Here is a 22,632-nt window from a genome sequence, read left to right on the forward strand (position 1 = left end):
TCGTTCATTATGGCCGGCCTTGACGCAGCGCGCGCCGAACTGGCGAAAACCGAGGCAGCGCTGGCAGCGCTCCCCAGTGGCCCCGATCCAGCCGAAGTGGCGCGCCTGGAAGCCTTGCTGGCTGCGCATCGCGACACGGTGGCGCAATACGAGCAGATGGCTGCGCGCTACCCGGCGGGCAGTGTGCCATCGTTCATTATGGCCGGTCTTGACGCAGCGCGCGCCGAACTGGCGAAAACTGAGGCGGATCTGGCGGCGCTGATCGGCAACGCGCCGACTGCTTCCTCTCCCACACACTTCCATCCGGCTGCACCCACGCCGATTGCTACTCCGATCGTTGAAACATCACCGGTCGTTGCCCGTCTGATACTGGCAGATGGGAGTGAGATTATGCTGCCTCCAGGCAAGAGTGAGTATGTGATCGGGCGCGAGGATCCGGTGAGTAACATCTTCCCGGAAATTGACTTGACGCCATATGGCGGTGAAACGGGCGGAGTAAGTCGCCAGCATGCCAGAATTGTCTGCGTTGGCAACCAGTGGAGTATCATCGATCTCAACAGCACCAATCACACCCGCGTAAACGGCAACCGGATTGAACCACAAACGCCAACGCCAATCAGCGATGGCACAAAGTTGCAATTCGGACGACTGGTCGCAACTTTCCGCCTTGGCTAAACAGCTCGGCGAGGATAAAGCGCGCGCATTGCTTCGTCCTCGCCGGATGTCAATATTGCTGTGATTAATTCCACTGACTAAAACGCGCTTACCGGTCTATACCTCAAGCCTGCGCTTCGGTCAATTGCCTTGACGACGACTGATCGAGCTGTGGCCCTGGTTGACCACACACGGCACAAACCGGTGGATCGCCAACCGCCACAGCCCAGACCCGGCAGGCAGGGCAACGGAAACTGAGTACCCGTGGCGCCGACAGCAACTCAAGCGAAGGTTGACGCCAGGCTGCGCGCAATGAGGCGTGATCAGGAGCGCCCAGCAACAACGCCCGCTCAACGCGATCGCCGGCCAGGGTGAGATCCAACACCATTCCCGGCGTCAGCAGATGTCGCGCCGTCACGTTAACCAGGGCAGCATCGTCAATGGTAATTATCTGCTCTGGGCCACCATCCGGCCAGAGCTGCGCTGCCAGTGTAACCGTTTCACCGGCGAAGAAACCGCCAACGTTCAATATTTCGCGAATGATGACCCGCATGGGCACTACCTCTCTGCAACTCCAGGAATCTGCGCTACCACAATGCCAGCGTGACACAACGCTGTCAATCGGCGCAGACATGAGCGACTTCGCGCCGGATTCGATGATTGACCGCGTAGTAGCCGTTTCATTGCTACGGGTGCAAGAACAACCGATCAATAGCTGTAGCTAACTGGCGCAGCGTCGTCACCTCGTGCATCGCATCACACATCGGCGCATATTTATAAATATCGCTACTCAGCGAACCAGGATCGTAAACACCCCACTTCCACCGCTCTTCGGTGGCAAACCAGACGATCCGGCGCGCCCGGCGACGAATCTGCTCGAACGCTGGCAAATTGGGATCGTTGTCATTGTTCCGCGCATCTCCGAGCACAATGACAGTGGTGCGTCGGTCAACCAGATGGAGCTGATCGCGGCAAAACTCAGCCAGTGCGTTGCCGAGGTCGGTGCTGTAACTGCGGGTCGGTCGAATCTCGGTCAATACTTGAGCAATAGCCTGCTCAGGACGCGACTCGGCGAAGTAGTGCGACATGTCGTAGAGACGGTCAATGAAAGCAAATGAGCGCGTGCGGCTAACCTGATCGTGCAGAGCGTAGATCATTAGCAACATGCACGACATCACCTGCTGCGTGCTGACACTGCGATCGCAGAGGATAAGCAGTTTCGGTTTGAGATGGCGTTTGCGATGGCGAACAAGCATCGGCACGCCGCCAAAACGCTGATTGGTGCGAATAGTTGCCTTTGCGTCGAGGGTGCCGGTCTTGCCGCGACGCTGACGCAAGGCCAGCCGGGTGCGCAGGCGCGCAGCCAGTTTGCGCACCAGGGCGCGCATTTCAGGCAACAGGCTCTCATCAATCCGTTCGAGCGGCATGTCGAGCAATTCGCGTTCACCCGGTCGACCCTGACCCTGACGCGGCCCCTGTCCTTGGGCCTGCTCTTGCATCTGCTGCGCTACCTGCTGACCGATTTGTTGTTCGAGCGCAGCCAGATTCTCGCGAGCAGCCTGTTCGATAGCGCGTAAGGCTTCTTCCCGCATCCCCTGGGCACGCAACTGTTCAAGTAGTTGGCGCAACATCTGTTGCAGACGGTTCATCTGCAATTCACGCATTGCCTGGCGCGCCATCCAATCACGGTAGCGAGGATTGGTCAGATGCGGCGGTGAGATTTGACTCAGCATCGCGCGGATCTGCTGATTGCTCAGAGGCTGACCGCTAACCATGCTCTGGAAGAGCTGACCAAGCGGGCCAGGAGGCATATTGGCCAGCATCCGCTGTAGCTGCTGGAGCAATTGTCGCTGTTCTTCAGGTGAAAGCTGCCCGCCACCGGCTTGCTGCATCGCTGGTGGCGCATCTTTGCCGAAGTAAAGCGGGAAGAGTTCGTTGAAGACAGCCTGATCCTGACGCTCTTTGATCAGAGCAGTCTGAAGGGCAAGACGAAAAATATCCCGGTCAGCAATCCCGGCCTGCTCAATAGCGCGCATCGCATCTGCCGACTCGGCAACACTGATCCGCACACCAGCAGCGCGCAGCCCGGCAATGAACTCAGCAATACGTCGATCCATGGCGACTCCGCTAGTTATTTGTCCAATCGCTCCCTCGATAGCCACCCCGCGGTCGATCAGGACGATCTGGTCGGTCTGGTCGATCTGGTCGATCACCCTGTTGCAACAACCGCCGCGCCCGTTGCAAATCGCTCTCATACTTCAACAGCACATTGAGCGTGGTATCGAGAGTTGCCTTATCAAGCTGACGGGCGTTCAATTCCACCAGCGCGCGCGCCCAGTCAAGCGTCTCAGACACACTTGGATGCTTCTTGAGATCAAGCGCGCGCAGACGCTGAACGAGCGCCACTGCTTCACGGGCCAGTTTCGGCGCCAGGCCTGGCACTTTCAACTGAACAACACGCAGCTCAGCTTCCAGATCGGGATAATCGATATGGATGTACAGGCAACGCCGCTTGAGGGCCTCGCTCAGTTCACGGGTATTGTTTGAGGTGAGGATCACAGTCGGGATGTGTTTGGCTTTCAATGTCCCTAACTCGGGCACCGAAACCTGAAAATCGCTCAACACCTCAAGCAAAAACGCCTCAAACTCGGCGTCGGCGCGATCGATCTCGTCGATCAGCAGCACTACCGGTCGATCGCTGGTAATGGCGCGCAAGAGGGGACGGGGGAGCAGGAACCGCTCAGAGAAGAAGACATCTTCTTGCGAGGCAAGCCGGTCAGCCGCTTCGCGCAAACTTTGCGCATCGCCGAGCAGATCCGACAACTTGTCACGCAGCAACTGGGTGTAGAGCAACTGCTTGGCGTACTCCCACTCGTAGAGCGCTTTCGTCTCATCAAGGCCTTCATAGCACTGAAGTCGGATCAATTCGCGTCCCTGCGCTGCTGCCCATGCTTTTGCCAGTTCAGTTTTACCGACACCAGCCGGGCCTTCAGCCAGCAACGGCTTACCTAGCCGCTCGGCCAGAAAAATCGCGGTGCTGATCTCATCAGAGGCGATGTAATTCTGTCGCCCCAATAACTCACGCACATCAGCCATTGAATTGAACATGCGAGGGCCTTTCTATGGTGAACGGCTGGCGAAGCACTATCGTGCAGTCAGACACTCGTGCCTGAAGAAAAAGACAGGCATTGCTCCGTTGACGATACGGTGATTGGAATACTATCTGGTGGAAACAGGTGACGACATTCCCGGCAATCTTTATCTGCATGGTTTTTGTCCAGTGTTCCAGATACCTTCATTATAACACTGTTTAACCGCGCAGACCGGTCATTATTCCTGCGGTATACTATCCGGCATGAACAAACAGCTTCGTTTCCGCGCCATCCTGTTCGATCTTGATGGCACTCTGACCGAACCATTTACCGGAATTGCCCGCAGCGTCAATTACGCTTTGGCGCAGATCGGACACCCGCCATTGAGCGACGCCGAACTACGCGATTGGATTGGGCCGCCATTACACGCCTCGTTTGAGCGGGTGCTCGGCGATCCGGCGCTGGCCGATCAGGCGGTGGCTCATTATCGCCAGCGCTACTGGGAGATAGGGATGTTTGAGAATACGGTCTTTCCCGGCATCCCCGAACTCTTGCGTGACTTGCAAGCAGCCGGTATCCGGCTGTTTGTCGCGACATCGAAAATTCGTCCGCCGACCGAGCGCATTCTGGCCCATTTTGGCCTGCAATCCTTCTTCGAGGCGATTGCCGCAGTCGATCCGGACGACCGTGACGGCAATAAAGCGATGGTGATTGCCACGTTGCTGCCACAGCTTGGCGCTGATCGCCCCTGGACGGTGATGGTAGGGGATACAATTTACGACATCAGCGGCGCGCGGTCACATCGAATGCCGTGCATCGCCGTAACCTATGGCTACGGCGCGTATCAGGATCTCTATCTGGCGGCGCCGCTGGCACTTGCCCGATCGGTAGAAGCATTGCGAGAGCTGGTTTTGTGATCTAAATCGGCCTGCTCTCTGCCCGATCCCTCAATCGGGACGAGTTGCCACTGCTCCGGCGGCGCTATCAGGCAATCGCCAGGCGCGCCGCCGGATCGCCCAATAGCATATAGTTACGCGCATCGTTGCGCGCCATCCACAAGGTTGACAACTCACGCGGATCAGGTTGTTTCCCGAATTTGATGTTTTCCAGCTCTTCGGCCAGAGTCATCGAACGCGCCGCCTGAATAATGTTGAACTGGTCAGTTGCGCTGCCGAGCCGTTTACCAACAACCAACCGTCCAATCACATCTTCAAAGCCTTGCGTCTGACTGCGCGCGCTATCTATGCCGAAGCTGTACGTCCAGGCACGCTCGACATGACCGACGACACCGAGCGCACCGCGCAGCAGCATCTGTTGGGGCAGCCGGGCAACGAAGGTGAAGGGCGCAATGATCGGACGACCTTTATCCGGATCGAAGATAAATTCGTCTTGCTGCGGACAGCCGGCGCCATAGCAGGCAAACAGTAGCGCAACCATACCCTCTAGCGAGAGGCTGGAGGTCAAATCCTCGGCGGCAAACCAGTGCTCGCGCTTGATTCCGCCAAAACCTGTCCAATCCTGCGTCACCAGCGCTCCCTGGTGATGGATCAAGTCGCGGTCAGCCGCCGGCAAACCCAGACCGTGCGTAGCGCTAAAGAAGATAGCCGGTGGCAGGTTACTATCCTGCAAGGAGCGTTCGAGATTGCTGCGCGTGGCATCTTTTGCCAGCAATAGCCGTTTGGCAAAGCCGCGCTGTTGTGGCAAACCGCGATCGTGCCACTGAGCAAGTGGCGTCACCAGTTCCAGCGCGCTCCGCTCGGTAGACTTATCAAGATCGTGGCGGGTGCCAAAGTAGACGATTTCGCGCCGCAGACGGATCGCATCGGGTTGCCGTCGCTCGTAATCAACCAATCGTTGCGCGTAAGTGGTGTAATCGGTATAGCGGTGACGGCCTTGCTCATCGGTAAAGCAGACGCGGCCTACGCCCCAGAAGATGTCAAGTTCGTACTGGAAGTTAAAGCTGATAAAAGCTTGATCGCCTGGAGTCAGCGGGCCGGGACGAGCCGCAATCAACAGGTAAAAGGGAACACCCTGACTGGGCTTGACCGGGCCAACCATCGTGCCGTGACGCGCCAGCCAGCCATTAACTCGTTCGTTTGGGCGATGCACCAGCACCGGCGCGCGCAGTTCCCATGGCTGTTTGAGATCGGCGTAGCGTCCAGCCCATTCGGCGCAGGTCTCGCCATCACGGAATGAGACTGCCGGCAACGAGATTCCTTGCTGTTGAGCGCGATGCTCAATGAGCGGCCACAATGCCTTGATGATAGCCGCATCATCGGTTGCGCTCACCACTACTGCCCAGCGTGCCTGCGACAGATCCTCTTGATCGACATCGGCAACGACGCCAAAGTGCTTTTCCTCGGCCTCATTGCGGGTTTTATGCAACGTCTGCAACTCTTTAGAGTCTTCGCTGCGCCGGGCAAGTTCGCTGGCTGTTCTGGAATCGATACGCAGCAACGGTTCGCCACGCCGACCATCGATTCCATTCGGATAGAGTTCATCAGGATTCTGCGCTTCGGCAATGAGGATCAGGGGGCCGCTATAGCCGGCAACAACCGGCGGCGGCGGTGCCGGCGGCGATGGTGGCGCGATAGCCGGTTCCGCTGCTACCGGTTGATTGCCCGCCAATGCGCTGATCCGCGCGATCAGCGCATCGAGACGAGCGCGGATCGCCTGCGCCTCGGTCAGAATAGCGGCCAAATCGCTTGTTGCCGACGCTCCCATTGTGGGAGTTGCTTCTGCGGGCCGCTCAATAATCACACCGGTCGCCACCAGTGCCGCCAGTCCTTCGTCGAAGATCAGTTGGTACGGCACATGGCAGTAGCCAGGCCCGTCAGGATTTTCGTTCGCCCAGTCGCTGCCCCACGAGTTGCGGACGATGAAATAGCCACCGCCGGGCGCGGTCGGATCGTCACGATAGCCGAGCGCACACATTGCGTGGCCACCCAATTTTTGCTCGCCGGGCAAGGCGCGCCGCACACGCCCGATCCGGCGCACCTGGCCACTACTCGTCCAATGCTCGCCGATCATCAAACCGATCAGAACGGGCCGACCGGCAGCCAGGGCAGCCTTAATCTGATTCACATCGCGCGCCGGCAATTGCTCAACACCACTGATCCGGCGCTGTCTGGCTTCGCGAAAGGCCGCATCACTGGGCCGCTCGTGGCCAGGATTGAGCTGATCAACCGGTTCAGGCCGGTACGGCCACGTCTCTTCACGACAGACACCCAGTTCGGCGACAGCTCGTAACGCGATCAGCGGGTTAGTACCGACATCACCGGGGATGCGATCACGGTCTTTACTGATCCAGTAGATAAACTGCTCGGAGAGATCGGTCGGATCGCGACTAAGCGCCTGTACCATTGCGGCGATGGTAAACGCAACACAGGTATTGCGCGGCCCCTGACTGATCGGCGGTGGCAGAGCCAGCGGTGGCAAGACTTCAGAGGGCAAGCCAACCGGCGGACTGAACGCGGTGGCGTCTACTTCGGGCAGATCGTCGAAAATCGCGCCGGTGCCGACCGGTTCCATCGCCACATCAACGCTAAACGAGCTGGCATCAGGCACAACTTCAAGCGCCGCCATTACCATCGCCCGGACATCATCTTCGCCGCGCCCCAACACCTGCGCCAGCGCAGCCAAACCGTTCCCCAGACCAGCATTGCTTGAGCGCGCCGTTGCCACCAGCTCTTCGACGCTTGTGATCCAGTATTCAGCCAAAACGGCGCGAGTGGCGTCATCGATTGCCGACACTTCGCTCAGCGGAGTTAGGGCACGCATAGCAGCTCCTGTCTACATACGGCACAGGGTTAGAGGCAGGCGACCTGACCAAAGTGAACGCGAGCCACGGATCATCTTGACCAATACTACCGTGCGCAATAAAGGTCTACGTCGCGCCGCAAGTTTCACATGCGCGCCAGTATCCCGCGCAGCAACGCAGCAAAACGCGGTTTCGCCGCTTCGCCAGCGGCAATCACCTCTTCATGATTCGCTGGCGGACCATCGGGCAGCGCGAGATTGGTGATTAACGAAAAACCCAGCACGCGCATGCCACTATGCACGGCAACGACAATTTCCGGCGCAGTTGACATACCTACTGCATCGGCTCCTAACATCCGCACCATTCGAATCTCGGCGGCGCTCTCGAAATGAGGGCCACTCAGCATGCAGTAGACCCCTTCGCGCAAGGTAATGCCCAGATCTGAGGCAACAGCGCGCGTCAGCGACACCAGCTCATTCTCAAACACGCCCACCATTGCCGGAAAACGCGGCCCCAGCCGCTCGTCATTTGGGCCACGCAATGGATGGTGACCGGCCATACCCGGCAAGAAAATCTGATCGCTGATCCGCATAATATCGCCAACCTGCCAGTCGGCGCGCAAACCACCGGCAGCATTGGTAACGATCAGGGTATCGCAACCCAGCGCGCGCAGCACCCGCACCGGAAAAGTCACTTCCTGCATGCTATAGCCTTCGTAGAAATGGAAGCGACCGCGCATGACCGCCACCAGTTGCCCGGCCAGCAGACCGACGGCTAGCTCGCCGCGATGACCGACCACTTTCGGTTCGTGAAAACCGGGAATGTCACGGTAGGGAATGACGACCGCGTCATCCATTTCATCAGCCAGCGCGCCGAGGCCAGAACCGAGGATCAGCCCCACTCGCGGCGTGTGACGCAATCGCGGCGCGATGGCTGCGCGCGCTTGTTCGATGTCGTTATACATTTGTCACCCATCTTACCTGCAAGGAAACTCCTGTAACGGTTATCGGCATTCCGCCGGATCGCGGTCACACGACTAAATCCGGCTAAGCAGATCGCGTTTTTTCGCCTCGAACTCTTCAGGCGATAAAATCCCGCGGTCGCGCAGGCGCGCCAGCTCTTCCAGGGTGCGTTGAATATCGAGCGCGCCACCGACAGGCCGACCGGGCATGTAGCTATCGGTATCAAGATAGCCATAACCGCGGTCAAGATTGTGCTTCGCTTCGAGCAAAACGCGCTTGAACTCAAGCGGCGCCTCGATGCGATCCATCACATTTGCCCCTTCACTCCCAGAAGCGGTCAATATCTCAATCGTGCCAAAATTGAAGATACGCCCCAAAATACTCTGGCGCAGCTCAATGTCATTGATCTTTTCCAGCGACGAATCGATCACACGCTTATTAAACACGCCACGCACCTGCAATACCCGCCGGTCGGTAATCACGATCTGTTCTGAATTCCAGCGTAGAAAATCGAGAAATCCGCTAATCAGCACCATGATGCTGATCACAACACAGATCAGCAAAATGAGATTACTGATGCTGATTCCGCCAATCATAGCAGTGGGATTGTTCCGAAATGCCAGATTCGAGATGACACCGGCGGCAATCAATACGGCAATCAGTCCCAACTCGGCCAGAATGTTAACAATCAGGACAAAAATGTGTTGGCGGGCAACGTACAGAATTTGCTCGCCCCGCCCAAGCAGGCTTTCAACGTAACTCATGGCCCGCCCTCCTCTGCGGTAGGCAATTGAGTTGTCATCATTGCAAACTGAGACGATAACAGACGATCGAGAAACTCAGCCGATTTAAGATCGCGTTCGAGCAAATGGCGCAAACTGGCGCGTAGCAAAGCTGCCGCTTCCTGGCGAGTAGCCAGCGCGATGCGCAACGACTCACTGGCCGCTACCGGTTGCGCTTGTAAATAACGCAACAGGCGGAACGTTGCTTCACTCATCGGTAACGCTGATGGATCGGCGACCCGATCACGAGGGCAAAGCACACCGCCAAGTGCAGGACTATACCGATCAGCAGCAGGCGTGAGCAACTCGTCGCACACGACACATCGGTGAAGTTGAGGACGATAACCGAGCAGATGGAGGAGATGCAACTCGAAGCTGCGCAATGTCAGTTCTGGCAAGGGGCTGCGATCGAGCGACGATAAAGCCTCAACCAGTAAACGAAAAAGGGGCGGATTTTCTTCGGCCTCAACGGTAAGCCGATCGTACAACTCAGCAACATAGTAACCACACCCGAGTCGGGTCAGATCAGCGCGGAGGGCGGGAAATGTATTCACAATCTGGCTCTGAGTAACAATATCAAGCTGCCGCCCAACGGCAAGCATCATTTGGGCATGGGTAAAAAGTTCGATATGGCCGGCAAGCCGGCTTTTCATCTTGCGCGCACCTTTCGCGATAACACGCCGCTTGCCAGCAGGTGTTGCAATCAACAACAGCCGGTCGGCTTCAGCAAAATCGCTTCGACGAAGGATGACTGCTTCGCTGCGATAGACTCGCTCTCGCATGAGCCGTGATTGCCATTCCGCGCGACCGGTACTGTCCAGCGCCGCGCCTTGGTGCGGGGAAGAGTTGTTACCCGCAGGATGAGTTGAAAAGATTGACAAGCCAGCCGCCCATGATAGACGACAGACGGTACTTTTGCGCTGTCCGTATTATAGCTGTTCATAAAAGGCCGATCAAGCCGTTTCCCAAAGCGGCAGACGCCGGTGGCAAATATCGATCTCACACCCGTTTGCTGTTCGCTGCTATCAGACGGTATATCGTCAACAGCAAGCGCAACTGTGGCCTTTGGCTTCCCAGGCAGGTATATCACTTCACTGCCCCGGGGAACAAGCTGGCGGAGGAAACGATCTCGCCAATACGCGACCAGTGGATGCGAGCACCCACGTGCCAGCCGATGGCGCTCTGGTTGAGCAGTCGATCCATCGGTTGCGTCAGCTCGACCCAACGGTCTGGCTGTCAGAGAATTTTTTGCGCGGATTTCATGTACAGTCGTACTTGAATTTGACAAAAATCAGAACTATTGTACTATTCAGACAGCCTGAGTAGAAACAATCGATGGAAAAAGTCACCCCAGTATCGATCACACTGGATCGATGAGAAGCAAAAAAATATTTGAAGTGTACCATTCTATCATCAATTTTTCTCACCCAATTATCACGTTGAATTTCTCGAACTTTCCATGTACTCGTGAATGTCACTGAAGAAAAGCTACAATGATGCGCGCATGAAATTAGCTCAACAGCTCAATGAACACAACTTTCCATTCCAAAGAGACAAATATGGATATTGAACATCTCAAAAATTCTTACACTCTCAACTACGAATTTCAAGCGTTTACTGCATCAATTGCTCTCTACGGTGATTGCTTTTCATGGATGCGCGTCGCGCCAGCGGAAAGCATTCACGCCATCGTTACCGACCCACCCTATGGTGTTAAGGAATATGATAGTGAACAGTTAGCAAAGCGTTCGCGCCAGAAAGGAGGGATCTGGCGCATTCCACCGTCGTTTGACGGTCACACCCGATCGCCGGTTCCCCGGTTCACGGCACTGACACCAAAAGAGCGAGAGCGAATCTACGACTTTTTTTTCGAATGGGCAACACTGGCAATGCGCGTGTTGCGTCCAGGAGCGCGCGTTTTTCTTGCATCAAATGTATTCCTTTCTCCGGTTGTCTTCGCTGCCATCGCTCAGGCAGGTCTCGAGTTTCGCGGTCAGGTCGCGCGATTAGTGCGCACGCTGCGCGGTGGTGATCGACCAAAGAATGCCGAAGATGAGTTCCCTGATGTCTGCTCGCTGCCTCGTGGGTGTTATGAGCCATGGGGTATGTTTCGCAAGCCGCTTCCAGATGGGATGACAGTCAGTGAATGCCTGAGACAGTTTCAGACCGGTGGTTTGCGGCGAAAACCAGATGGTAATCCCTTTGAAGATGTCATCGCAAGCGAGCGAGCGCCACAGCGGGAACGCGCCATCGCCGATCACCCGAGCCTCAAACCACAATCGTTCCTCCGCCAGATCGTGTATGCCGCATTACCGCTTGGTAAGGGGGTTGTGCTTGATCCGTTTATGGGTTCCGGTTCTACCCTTGCCGCAGCCGAAGCAGTTGGTTACGCTGCTCTGGGAATTGAGCGTCATCGACCATATTACGATCTGAGTGCACAGGCTATCCCGGTTTTGTCTGCGCTCGACGTGAAAGAAAACCTGCTATCGCTTCGGCTGCTGTAAATCCTGGTACATCCAGTTGTCCAGCATTTTCTGGCGACCGCTCCGAGTCACGCTGGCAGTAAATGGTGCGACGGCTTGTCTCTGAACGTCCGGCAAACGCCCAATCACTCTGATCGAGTCTGGCTGCGTACACACCTTTGCAACGGAAGGGACTGAACGGTATGCCGCTGGCGATACTATTTGAAGAATGACTATCAACGTGAAACACCATGAGCCAGCTCGATTCCGGGTTGTGTCCTTGCCATCCCCTAGCATACCTTGAAGCTTTCACCTCAATTCCTTCTGACCCATGCTGCACTGCATCACCATCAAATTTTCCTTTGGGAATAAGATCCGGATGACCATTATGGTAACGGTTTTTGACCAGAGAGTCAGAATATTCAGGAACTCTCATGGCGATATACTCACCCACGATACCGCTAAAGGTAGCGGGTATCAGCAGGCTTTCAAATGACGGAATTCCTTTTGAGCAGAGTTGTTGATTGATGAAACCGAGAAATTCAATGAAATCCTCCATTGCCTTCCGCGCGTGCTCAACCGTTAAACCACAGGACAGAGTACAGCGTTGATTAAAACAATCCAGTTTGACCTGCGCAGGCATATATTGCCGGCATTCATCAGTATTGCTCATAGTTCCCGCCGATTGCCTAAGGAACGTGCTCATTTTCACCAGGATTTATGCTACAACAGTGTTGCGATCAACGCCAACCAGAGCGCTACCTGTCTTACCCTATCTGCTTCATTGCTCAATCGACACAATCTCGGTGAATTGTCTTGATCCATCCCGACAGCGATCAATCGAGTGACGCGCAGGATTCCGCCAGCCGCCTTCCATTCGCGCTCACAGATACAATGGCGCCGGGATGGTTGTCAATCATCGCATCTTCCGCAAGTTTTGCGGTGATGCGCGTTTTGTTTGATGAAAGCAGATTGCCTCACATCAGCTCGCGCGCCAGATGGGATGTCAGCTCCTCACTATTTCTGCGCTACAATATCATTTCAGTGCGCTGCGCTCCGGGGTCTTTGCGCGGCGCGGTATCGATTGTGGTTGTTGAATGTATCTGAAACGGCTGGAAATTCAGGGCTTTAAGACGTTTGCCTCACGCACCGTCTTCGAGTTTCAACCAGGCATTACCGCCGTGGTTGGCCCCAACGGTAGCGGCAAATCGAATCTGGCCGACGCTGTGCGCTGGGTGCTCGGCGAGCAAAGTCTGACCACACTCCGGTGCAAGCAGGCCAGCGAACTCCTGTTTGCCGGCGGCGGTCGGCGACCACCGGCAGGCCTGGCCGAGGTGGCGCTGACGATTGACAATAGTGATCGCCTGATCCCGCTCGATTTCGATGAGGTAACGATTACGCGGCGGGTCACGCGCTCAGGCGAGCATGAGTACTCTATCAATCGCGCGCGGGTGCGGTTGCGTGATGTGCTGGCTGCGGTCGAACCGCTCGGCGGGTCGTATACGATCATCAATCAAGGATTGGTTGATGCCGCCTTGACCTTGCGCCCTGCCGAGCGTCGGCGGTTGTTTGAAGACGCGGCTGAGATTGGCGGTTTTGCGTTGCGGAAAGCAGAAGCGCTGCGGCGACTGCGCGAGAGCGAGGCCAATCTGCAACGGGTAGCCGATCTGCTGGCCGAACTCGAACCGCGCCTGCGCGCGCTGCGCCGACAAGCCGGACAGACCCGTCAATACCGCGAGTGGCAGGCCGAATTGCAGACGCTGCTGGCTCACTGGCATTTCGCCCAGTGGCGCGAAGCCGAGGAGCAAGCCCAGCAGGCGCAAATCCAGGCGCAGCAGGCCGATGATGAACTGGCTCGCCGACGGGCGAATCAGGCGGCGCTGGCTGCTGCCGTGCAGGCAAGCCGCAATGCATTGCGCGCCCGGCGTGAGGCTTTGGGTGAGTTTCATCATCAAGCTGCAACGCTTCACCATCAGGCTGAGACGTTGCAGCGCGATCTGGCGGTCGAGCGCGAGCGGCTGGCAGCGGCTGCGCGGCAAATTGACGAGCTGGAACGGCAAATGACTGCGCTGGCCGAGCAGCAGCGCGCGGCAGAACAAGAGCGCGATCGCGTGGCCGACGAACTGGCACGCCTTGCCCGGGAAGTCGCCGCGTTGCAGCACGATCTGGCTCAGGCTGAACGCGAACGGCATGCTGATGAACAGCGTCGCGCCGGGTTAGCCGCCGATCTACGGACGGCACAAGAGCGAGCGTTACAGGCTGCTCGCGCCGAAGCTGCCACGACGAGTCGGGCTGAACAGATTGTGGCTCAGCAAACCCGCTTGCGCACCGAGATCGAACGACTGGCGGAGACGCTGGCCCAGGCTGCCAGTACAACTGCCGGCGCGCAAGCGGCGCTGGCCGAAGCGCAGGCAGCGCTCGCTACCGCCGAACAGGAGTATCAAACGCTGAGCGCGGCAACGCGCGCCGCCCGCCAGGAACTTGACCGGCTACGAGCTGCGCGCGCCGCTGCCGACGAAGAGCGCGCCGCCTGTCGCCATACGCTGGCAGAGCGCGAAGCTCGCCTGGAAGCGCTTAGTCGGCTCGCTCGTTCTCACACCGGCGCTTTTGCCGGCGTGAAAGCTGCGCTCGAATGGGCAGAACGCAACGGTCGCGCCGGATTTATGCTCGTCCAGCAACTCATCCGTGTGCCAGCCGAGCTGGAAACGGCGATTGAAGTGGCGCTCGGCGCGCGATTGCAGCATATCGTGGTTGAACAGTGGCGAGATGCCGAAGATGCGATTGCCGAGCTGCGTCGTTCTGGGGTTGGTCGGGCCACATTTTTGCCGCTCGATACCCTGCGCCGACCGGGCGAGTCGCGCCGTCCTGCCTTTTCGGCGCAGGTGATCGGCGTGGCTGCCGACTTGATCGAGTACGATCCGCGCTATGCCGTAGTTGTCGAACAGTTGCTTGGCCGTGTGCTAGTCGTAGCCGATCTCGCTGCGGCTCGCGCCGAGTTGCGTCACCTGCCGTCAGGCTGGACGATTGTGACACTGGCGGGTGAGCAGGTGCACAGCGGTGGCGCCGTAACCGGTGGCGCGCCAACGCGCGAAAGCGGTGCGTTACGCCGCGAGCGCGAACTACGCGAGTTACCCGAACAGGTAGCCACAGCGCGCGCTGCCCTGGCCGCCATTGACCAGAAGCGAGCCACCATCGACAGTGAGATACAGGCGGCCACGACACGCCTGCGCAGCGCCGAACAGGCCGAGCGGGAAGCGCAGCGGCGACGCGAGACAGCCCGCAACGCGCTGGAACAGGCCCAACGTCGCGCCCGCCAGGTCGAACAAGAGCAGCAATGGGTGGTCACTCAGCAAGAGCGGCTAGAGCAAGAACTGCGCGCGCTTGACGAGCAGATGGCAGCGTTGCACACCCGTCAGGCTCAGTTGCGTGATGAACGCGCCGCTGCCGAGTCGGCGCTCGCTGCCTTGCGTGAACAGCAAGAGCAGCAAGCCCATGCCGACCGCGCCATTCAGGAACGCCTGACCAATCTGCGCGCAACCATGGCTGCTGCTGAAAGTCAGCAACGAATGCTTACCGATCTACGTGCCGGTCATGAGCGAACGCTGGCCAGCCTTGCCCACCGACAACGCGAATTGGAAACCACGCTGGAACGTCTGCGCGTTGACCGCGCTCAGCGTGAAGCGGCCTACACCACAGCGCTGGCCCGTCAACAAGAGGTGTTGTCCGAATTGAACAACCTGCGCGTGCAGATCGAGCCGATCGAAGCAGAATTGCGCGCAGCCGAGAGCGAATTGGCGCAACTGGAAGCGGCTGAGTCGCAGGCTACCGCCGATCTACTGGCAGCCGAAGCCGAATATAGCCGCCTTGCTCGCGAAGCCCAACGCGCCACCGACCGGCTGGAGACGCTCTTTGAGCGGGCCGTCGCCGATGGGGTAGATGTCACCGCAACGCCACCTGCCGGCGATAGCCCACCACTGGCAGAACTGCCAGCAGCCATTGAAGCGCTGCGCGCCCGCATCGCTCGCCTCGGCGCAATCAACCCACTGGCGCTGGAAGAGTACGAAGAAGCCGCCAATCGGCATGCCTTCCTTACCAATCAGGCGAGTGATCTGCGCGCTGCCAGCGCGACCCTCCACCATCTGATCGATGAGCTTGATAGCGCGATGAACGACCGCTTCCAGCAGACTTTTCAGGCCGTCGCCGCCGAATTTAGCGCCACCTTTCAGGAGCTGTTTGGCGGCGGCAATGCCCGGCTTGAACTGGTTGAAACCGATGGCGACAGCGAAGACAGGAACGGCAAAAACTCGATGCCGGGGGTCGAAATCATCGCCCGCCCGCCCGGCAAACGTCCGCAGAACATCGCTCTGCTCTCAGGCGGGGAACGCACGCTCACCGCTGTGGCGTTGTTGTTCGCAATACTGAAGGTGAATCCCAGTCCGTTCTGCATTCTGGATGAGACGGATGCCGCGCTTGATGAGAGCAACATTGGCCGCTTCCGCGAGATGTTGCGCCGCCTCACCGACCGGACCCAGTTTATCGTGATCACGCACAACCGTGGTACGATTGAGGTAGCCGACACGTTGTACGGCGTAAGTATGGGTGACGATGGCGCATCACGCATTGTCTCTCTGCGCGTCGAAGAATACGTGGAGACAGAGTCATGATTCAGCCTTCCGAACTGGTCGATCTCTTGAGTGGACGGATCGGTTCGTTGACGGTCGCGCCAGATGGATCCATCCGGATTGACGATCCACCGCCGGGCGCGATTCTGCCAGGTAGCTTCAATCCGCTGCACAAGGGCCATCTGGGTATGCAGCAGGCGGTCGTGGTGATGACCGGACAGCCGGTGCATTTCGAGCTGACGGTGCGCAATGCTGACAAAGGCGAGCTATCGCTGGCCGAAATCGAGCGCCGGGTAGCGCAATTCCGCCATCGCCATCACGTCATCTTATCCGCTGCCCCCCTCTTCGTGCAGAAGGCGCGGCTCTATCCGGGCCGCGCTTTTGTGTTAGGCTACGACACCGCCTTGCGGCTGGTCACGCCACGCTACTACGGTAGCGCTGAAGCAATGGCTGCCGCCTTCGCAGCGATTGCCGCTGCCAATTGCCGCTTTTTTGTCGCCGGTCGACAGACCGACGGCCAGTTTCACACGCTCGCGGATCTGCATCTGCCGACTGGTTACGAACAACTCTTCACCGCCATTCCCGAACACCTCTTTCGCTGTGACATCTCTTCAACCGCATTGCGCGCGGCTCAGGGAGAAAAATCCGGCAGAGACGGGTAACATGTGCTACAGTAACATACGCCAGATGGTCGAAACCTACCACCAGCCATGGAGTTGCCATGAACCGGCCCTCAGTGCGTGAAATGCGGGAAGCGCTCGAAGTGCAGACTCTCTCGCCCTTTGCCGCTAAAAGTGCCGACGCTGTGCGCGACCGACCCGAACCTCCGTGCCCGATTCGCACTGCCTACCAGCGCGACCGCGATCGTATTCTGCACTCGAAACCGTTTCGCCGCCTGAAACACAAAACGCAAGTCTTCATTGCTCCGCTAGGTGATCACTATCGAACCCGCCTGACTCACACCCTCGAAGTGACTCAGGTTGCGCGCACCGTCGCCCGCGCCCTGCGGCTAAACGAAGATCTCACCGAGGCCATCGGCCTTGGTCATGACATCGGCCATGCTCCCTTTGGTCACGCCGGCGAAACTGCGCTCAGCCGAATCTGCCCCGGACACTTCCGCCACAACGAGCAATCGCGTCGAATCGTTGAAGTGCTCGAACAGGGCGGCGAAGGTCTCAATCTTACCTACGCTGTGCGCGAAGGCATTCACTTGCATTCGAAGGGCCGGCGTGACATTAGCGCCAAAGCCTGGGGCATCGCCAGCACTCTTGAAGGTCAAATCATTAAATTGTGCGACAGTATCGCTTATATCAACCACGACATCGATGATGCCATTCGCGCCGGCATCCTCCGACCGGAAGATTTACCGGCAGACTGTATTGAGCTGCTCGGCGATACCCACAGTAAACGACTATCTACAATGGTCAGCGATCTCATTTACAATAACTGGTGGGCAACCGGTGAAGGCACCCCACCTGATCCGCCTCACCTCGCAATGAGTCCGACAATCCTGTCTGCCACCAACAAACTGCGAGATTTCCTCTTCCAGACGGTGTACCACCGACCGGCAGTCAAGGCAGAGGATGAGAAGGTACGTTTCATCATTGAAACGCTCTACAACCATTTCATCCGCCACCCTGAAGCGATTCCACGTGATCTGATGGCAATCGTCGAGCGGCGCGGCGAACCGATCGAGCAGGCAGCAGTTGACTATATCGCCGGCATGACTGACCGCTATGCACTAGCAGTATTCGAACGCATTTTTGTGCCCCGGATGTGGATGGGGTAACGGAGCAAAGCAGCGGATCACTCCTGGCAACACACCGCATAACTTTATTAGAGGTAGTTGATCAGGTCAGATTATGAGCGTGATCGACGAGATCAAAGCCAGCATCGATATCGTTGACCTCATCAACTCGATGGGGGTTGGTCTGCGGCGTAGTGGACGCAGCTTTGTCGGCTTCTGCCCGTTTCACCCTAACAGTCGCACGCCGGCATTTTACGTCTACCCCGACACCCAAAGCTTCTACTGCTTCGGTTGCCACGCTGCCGGCACCGTCTTCGATTTTGTGATGCGCAAGCAGGGGCTTGATTTCAAGGAAGCGTTAGAGCTGCTGGCCGAGCGGGCCGGCATTCGGCTGGAACCGAAAAATGACGCTCAACGCCAGGAAGATGCCCGGCGGGCGCGTCTGCTTGAGATCAATGGCGTCGCAGCTCGCTACTTCAACTACGTCTTGCTCAACCTTAGCCGCGGCGCGCCAGGCCGCGACTACGTTACCAAACGTGGGATCAATCAGGAATCGATTGATGCCTTCCAGCTCGGCTATAGCCTCGACGACTGGCGCCATCTATTCAATTATCTGCACGAGAAAAAGGGTTACAGCGTCGAAGACATTATCACAGCCGGACTCGCCATCCCCGGCGAGCGCGGGCCATATGACCGTTTTCGCGACCGGATTATCTTTCCCATTCGCAACGCGCGCGGCGAGGTGATCGGGTTTGGCGGGAGAGCGTTAGGTGATGCGCAGCCGAAATATCTCAACACTCCGGAAACGCCGCTCTTCAAAAAGGGCGAAATCCTGTACGGTCTGGATCTAGCCCGCGATGCCATCCGCACCGGGAACTGCGCTGTCGTGGTCGAGGGCTATATTGACGTGATCACCGCGCATCAACACGGCTTCCGCAACGTGATCGCCCCCCTGGGTACGGCGCTGAGTAAAGCGCATATCAATCAGCTCAAACGCCTGACCGACACCGTCTATCTGGCGCTCGATGCCGATGCTGCCGGCCAGAAGGCAACCCTGCGCGGCCTCGAAACCATTCGCTCCACCGCCGAAGAAGAGGGGGAAGGGCGCATCGTAACGACTGCGCAAGGCATTGTGCGGCTGGAAAACGATGTCACGATCCGGATAATCCGGCTGCCAGAGGGACGCGACCCCGATGAGGTGATTGCCACCGATCCCAGACTCTGGCAACAGTTGGTCGAACAGGCGGCGCCGGTGATGGATTTTTATCTCGAAGCGTATACTGCTGGCCTTGACCTGCGCGATCCGATCCAACAGCGGCAGGCGCTTGAGCGCATCATCCCGCTGCTGAGTGAACTTGACGGCGCGGCACAGCGCGTCTACGTGGCGCGCGTCGAACAGCTTACCGGCGTGCGCAGCGAGTTGATCGTCGATTTACTGCGCGCGCGCTTGCAACCGCCGCGACGACACGAACGAACGCGCCGTAGTGGCGGCGCCCCGCCACCGCCTGAACCGGTTGCTGCGCAGGTTACCACCGCGCCGCCCGATGAATGGCGCCGCAAGATTGAAGCCTACCTGCTAGCGCTGGCCTTGCGCTACCCGAGCGTCAATGTGGCGATAGAGAAGCTGCTGGAAGAGTACAATGCGCGGCGGCGCGAAGCGGGCGCACTGTTTGGGGCCGGCCTGGAAGACCTGCTTGAAGAACCACTCCATCAGGCGATCTGGCGCGCGTATCTCGCCACGCCGCTCGAACTGCGCCCGACCGACGCCGAGAGCCTGGCCGAATGGGTTGAAAGGCTTGGCGAACCACTGACCGGCGCGGCCAAAGCGTTGATCGACGTGCTGACTCGCCGTCCCGACGATGTTCGTTACCGCCATGAAGCCGAACAGTGCGCCCGCCTCTTGCGGAAAGCGCAGGTCATGGCGCGGATTCGGCGCTACAACGAATACTTGCGCGATCTCACCAACGAAGAAGAGATTCAACGCATCCTGCATCATATCCGCGAACTGAGCATCTACGCCGAGCAGATCACGCAACCGCGCCGGTCGAGCACCTTCCCCGATCTGCGCGATCTCCTGGGGCAAACATAAACACCCCCGCTCGCGCGCAGGCAGAGTGGGGGCAAGAGAAGCTTGCGTTATAGCGAAACGCTATTGCGCTGTCGGATTGGCCGGCGTCTTGGGATCGTTGACCGCCACTTCCAGCGGCAAGTTGAGCGGATTTTCTGCCTGAAGTTTGATGTCTTCGGGATCGATACCGGGGGCAGCGCCACCAAATGTGGTATCGGCGTTCAAGATCTTCTGTTGCTTCATTGCCGCAATCTGCTCTGGCGTCAGCACACGCGACTCATCGAAACCGAGATCGATCTCAAGCTGAGCGCCACGCATGTGGATCCGACCCAGGTCGTAGAAGCGGCGGGTAACCGTCGTCTTCATAAAGGCGCGCAGACAGCCCAACATGTAGCGCCGCTTGAACGGATCCTTGATAAACGGATACTCCAGGAAGGCCTTGCGCATATAGAAGCGGGCATAGTTGCGCAACACACCCTTGAGCACATCTTCGCGATCCATCTGCTCCGGCTTCATGATCGGGGTCACGAAGTTGTACTTGGCATAGTCGCGCACCTCGACCTTATCGCCCAACTCCTCGAACAGCTCGGCAAATGGCCACGGCGTGTACATATTCCAGTTGGCCATATCCGGTTTCCAATCGAGCACGTAGCGATAGGTCTCTTCGATTGTCTCTGGCGTCTCGTTCTCCATGCCCATGATAAACTGGGCCTCGGCCACCATACCGTGCTTCTTGATCAGCTCAATCGCGCGCTTATTCTGCTCGATGGTAGTCTGCTTGCGGAAGCGATCGAGATTCATCTGCGCCGCGGCCTCGGTACCGAGCGAGATATGCACCAGACCGGCGGCGCGCCAGAGCGGTAATTGCGCTTCGTCGCGCAGAATGTCGGTCACGCGCGTGTTGATCCCCCAATACACCGGCAGCTTGCGCCGGATCAACTCTTCGCAGAGAGCAGTAAACTTCTTGCGGTTGATGGTTGGCTCTTCGTCGGCCAGAATAAAGAAGCCAACCTTGTAATCACGCACCAGCGTCTCGATCTCATCGACAAACTTCTGTGGGCTGCGGGCACGGTAGCGGCGCCAGAACTTCCACTGCGAGCAGAAGCGGCAGGTAAAAGGACAACCACGCGCAAAATTGGGCACAGCCACCCGAACGTTAAGCGGAACGTAGATATACCGCTTCCAGTCGTAGAGACTCCAATCCGGGGTGAGTTTATCGAGATCGGCGATTGGGTCGCGGGCAGGGGTTGCCACAACCTTGCCGTCTTCAAGATAGGCAATACCCTTAATCTTCGCTCGATCGCGCTGGTCGCTGCCGGCTTCAATCGCCTGCATCAGCTCAACAATAATCTCTTCGCCCTCGCCGCGCACGATATAGTCGATCCAGGGCGCTTCGGTCAAGACCTGACCGTACATAAAGGTCGGATGGATGCCGCCAAGGATCAGGCGCGCATTGGGCAATTCTTCGCGCGCGATCTGTAATGTCTCTTGCGCCTTGTAGATCATCGGCGTGATCGCCGTGGCCATCACTACGTCAGGCCGATTGTGGCGCAGAATCAACCGCAATTGCTCATTGGGCAGATCCTCCGTCATCGCATCGACGAAGCGCAGGTTGTTGAACCCTGCGGTGCGCAATGCGCCGCCGATATAGGCAACCCAGCTCGGCGGCCAGTTTCCAGCAATTTCAGCCCCACCGGCATGGTAGTTCGGCTGGATCATCATGATCCGCATGCGTGGCCTCTCTTCCTTTCTGACGACCAACTCTGAACTACAACAACGCAAAACAGGAACGAACAAACCTTCGGTCAACCGGCTAACGTGACGGCAAATGTGCAGCGTGGCGCACCCGTTGCCCGGCATGTCACTTCGCGTACCCGAATCCGATCGCTCACCACACGTCGTAACAAACCCTCAAACGCCGCCCGATAGTAACTACAGACCGGCTCAGCAGAGCGAACGCCGCGCGCCTCGACACTGTTAGCCAGTGTTAATTGCCATTGCGGTCGCAGGGAGTACCCAAACTGCCCACTACCGGCAAATGTCCAGGCGTGCTTTGCGATAGCAGGAAGAAAGAGACGTAGCGCCAATCCGACCGGCAGACGCGGCAACAAGAGCCTTATCGGCGCCGGCACCCGGTTGGTAGCGACGTAAGCTGCGGTCAGTTCGCCTGATCGGTCGAGTGCGCGCATTGCAGCCTCCATGCCCAACCATTCACGCACATCGTTGATCATCGCGCCAAACTCGCTCTCGGCGAGCATATGGTCGGGCATCGTTTCGAGCAGATGACCCCGCCCCGTGCGACGCAGCCACGCCGCCACCATCTCGGCGCCGTACTGTTCACGAAGGGCAGCCACGGTCTGGATGATCGAATTTGGCCCGATACGAGCTACTTCTGCAACCTGCGCTACATCTTGCATGGCACGCTTCAACAACATTGTTTGAAATGTCAACGTATGCATTAAATGTAACATCTTTGACCGCGA

17 protein-coding genes are annotated in these 22,632 nt (G+C 57.9%); 7 read left to right on the forward strand and 10 right to left on the reverse strand.

Annotated features, from left to right (window positions below):
• A partial coding sequence (locus tag Q0650_RS16470) for an FHA domain-containing protein (protein WP_298820933.1) occupies window positions 1-675 on the forward strand: 675 nt, incomplete at its 5' end.
• Window positions 676-778: 103 nt separating this feature from the next.
• Here the strand turns inward: Q0650_RS16470 and Q0650_RS16475 are convergent.
• From Q0650_RS16475 to Q0650_RS16485, 3 genes are all read right to left on the reverse strand, one after another.
• Window positions 779-1,207: a hypothetical protein gene (locus tag Q0650_RS16475; RefSeq protein ID WP_298820935.1), complete on the reverse strand. Its 429-nt coding sequence runs from the start codon at window positions 1,205-1,207 to the stop codon at window positions 779-781.
• Window positions 1,208-1,340: 133 nt separating this feature from the next.
• Window positions 1,341-2,771: a VWA domain-containing protein gene (locus Q0650_RS16480; protein ID WP_298820937.1), complete on the reverse strand. Its 1,431-nt coding sequence runs from the start codon at window positions 2,769-2,771 to the stop codon at window positions 1,341-1,343.
• A gap of 10 nt (window positions 2,772-2,781) precedes the next feature.
• Window positions 2,782-3,762 (reverse strand): MoxR family ATPase, encoded by a 981-nt coding sequence (locus Q0650_RS16485; RefSeq protein ID WP_298820939.1) that lies wholly within the window; start codon window positions 3,760-3,762, stop codon window positions 2,782-2,784.
• Between the two features lie 247 nt (window positions 3,763-4,009).
• On the opposite strand from Q0650_RS16485, the gene Q0650_RS16490 reads away from it, so the two are divergent.
• Window positions 4,010-4,663, forward strand: a complete 654-nt coding sequence (locus Q0650_RS16490; RefSeq protein WP_298820941.1) for an HAD hydrolase-like protein — start codon at window positions 4,010-4,012, stop codon at window positions 4,661-4,663.
• 67 nt (window positions 4,664-4,730) lie between these two features.
• Here the strand turns inward: Q0650_RS16490 and Q0650_RS16495 are convergent, their stop codons facing one another.
• The 4 genes from Q0650_RS16495 to recO form a co-directional block, all read right to left on the reverse strand.
• Entirely contained in the window at window positions 4,731-7,526 is a 2,796-nt protein-coding gene (locus Q0650_RS16495) for a C1 family peptidase (protein WP_298820944.1), read from the reverse strand.
• A 125-nt stretch (window positions 7,527-7,651) separates the two neighbouring features.
• Complete coding sequence (locus Q0650_RS16500; protein ID WP_298820946.1) at window positions 7,652-8,470, reverse strand: purine-nucleoside phosphorylase; 819 nt, start codon at window positions 8,468-8,470, stop codon at window positions 7,652-7,654.
• Window positions 8,471-8,542: 72 nt separating this feature from the next.
• Window positions 8,543-9,232 (reverse strand): PH domain-containing protein, encoded by a 690-nt coding sequence (locus Q0650_RS16505; protein ID WP_298820948.1) that lies wholly within the window; start codon window positions 9,230-9,232, stop codon window positions 8,543-8,545.
• Window positions 9,229-10,032, reverse strand: coding sequence for a DNA repair protein RecO (recO, locus tag Q0650_RS16510; protein WP_298820950.1), 804 nt, complete (start codon window positions 10,030-10,032; stop codon window positions 9,229-9,231). The genes Q0650_RS16505 and recO overlap by 4 nt, the downstream gene beginning before the upstream one ends.
• Before the next feature lie 777 nt (window positions 10,033-10,809).
• Here recO and Q0650_RS16515 point away from each other — a divergent pair.
• Window positions 10,810-11,754 (forward strand): DNA methyltransferase, encoded by a 945-nt coding sequence (locus Q0650_RS16515; RefSeq protein WP_298820952.1) that lies wholly within the window; start codon window positions 10,810-10,812, stop codon window positions 11,752-11,754.
• Here the strand turns inward: Q0650_RS16515 and Q0650_RS16520 are convergent.
• The gene (locus tag Q0650_RS16520) at window positions 11,693-12,385 is read right to left on the reverse strand and encodes a hypothetical protein (protein WP_298820955.1); all 693 of its coding nucleotides are present in this window, start codon (window positions 12,383-12,385) and stop codon (window positions 11,693-11,695) included. The two genes, Q0650_RS16515 and Q0650_RS16520, sit on opposite strands and share 62 nt — an antisense overlap.
• 424 nt (window positions 12,386-12,809) lie before the next feature.
• Here Q0650_RS16520 and smc point away from each other — a divergent pair, with 424 nt between their 5' ends.
• From smc to dnaG, 4 genes are all read left to right on the forward strand, one after another.
• A complete protein-coding gene (smc, locus tag Q0650_RS16525; protein WP_298820957.1) occupies window positions 12,810-16,376 on the forward strand; it encodes a chromosome segregation protein SMC in 3,567 nt (1,188 codons plus the stop codon).
• On the forward strand, window positions 16,373-16,996 hold the full coding sequence (locus Q0650_RS16530) for a hypothetical protein (RefSeq protein ID WP_298820959.1): 624 nt from the start codon (window positions 16,373-16,375) through the stop codon (window positions 16,994-16,996). The genes smc and Q0650_RS16530 overlap by 4 nt, the downstream gene beginning before the upstream one ends.
• Window positions 16,997-17,055: 59 nt before the next feature.
• Entirely contained in the window at window positions 17,056-18,123 is a 1,068-nt protein-coding gene (locus tag Q0650_RS16535) for a deoxyguanosinetriphosphate triphosphohydrolase (protein WP_298820960.1), read from the forward strand.
• 73 nt (window positions 18,124-18,196) lie between these two features.
• The gene (dnaG, locus tag Q0650_RS16540) at window positions 18,197-20,170 is read left to right on the forward strand and encodes a DNA primase (RefSeq protein WP_298820962.1); all 1,974 of its coding nucleotides are present in this window, start codon (window positions 18,197-18,199) and stop codon (window positions 20,168-20,170) included.
• 60 nt (window positions 20,171-20,230) lie between these two features.
• On the opposite strand, the gene bchE is transcribed toward dnaG, so the two are convergent.
• Both bchE and bchJ read right to left on the reverse strand, forming a co-directional pair.
• Window positions 20,231-21,880, reverse strand: coding sequence for a magnesium-protoporphyrin IX monomethyl ester anaerobic oxidative cyclase (gene bchE, locus Q0650_RS16545; RefSeq protein ID WP_298820964.1), 1,650 nt, complete (start codon window positions 21,878-21,880; stop codon window positions 20,231-20,233).
• 74 nt (window positions 21,881-21,954) lie between these two features.
• Window positions 21,955-22,566: a bacteriochlorophyll 4-vinyl reductase gene (gene bchJ / locus Q0650_RS16550; protein ID WP_298820967.1), complete on the reverse strand. Its 612-nt coding sequence runs from the start codon at window positions 22,564-22,566 to the stop codon at window positions 21,955-21,957.
• Between the last annotated feature and the right edge of the window lie 66 nt (window positions 22,567-22,632).

This window comes from uncultured Chloroflexus sp., assembly GCF_937129525.1.
GTDB lineage: Bacteria > Chloroflexota > Chloroflexia > Chloroflexales > Chloroflexaceae > Chloroflexus.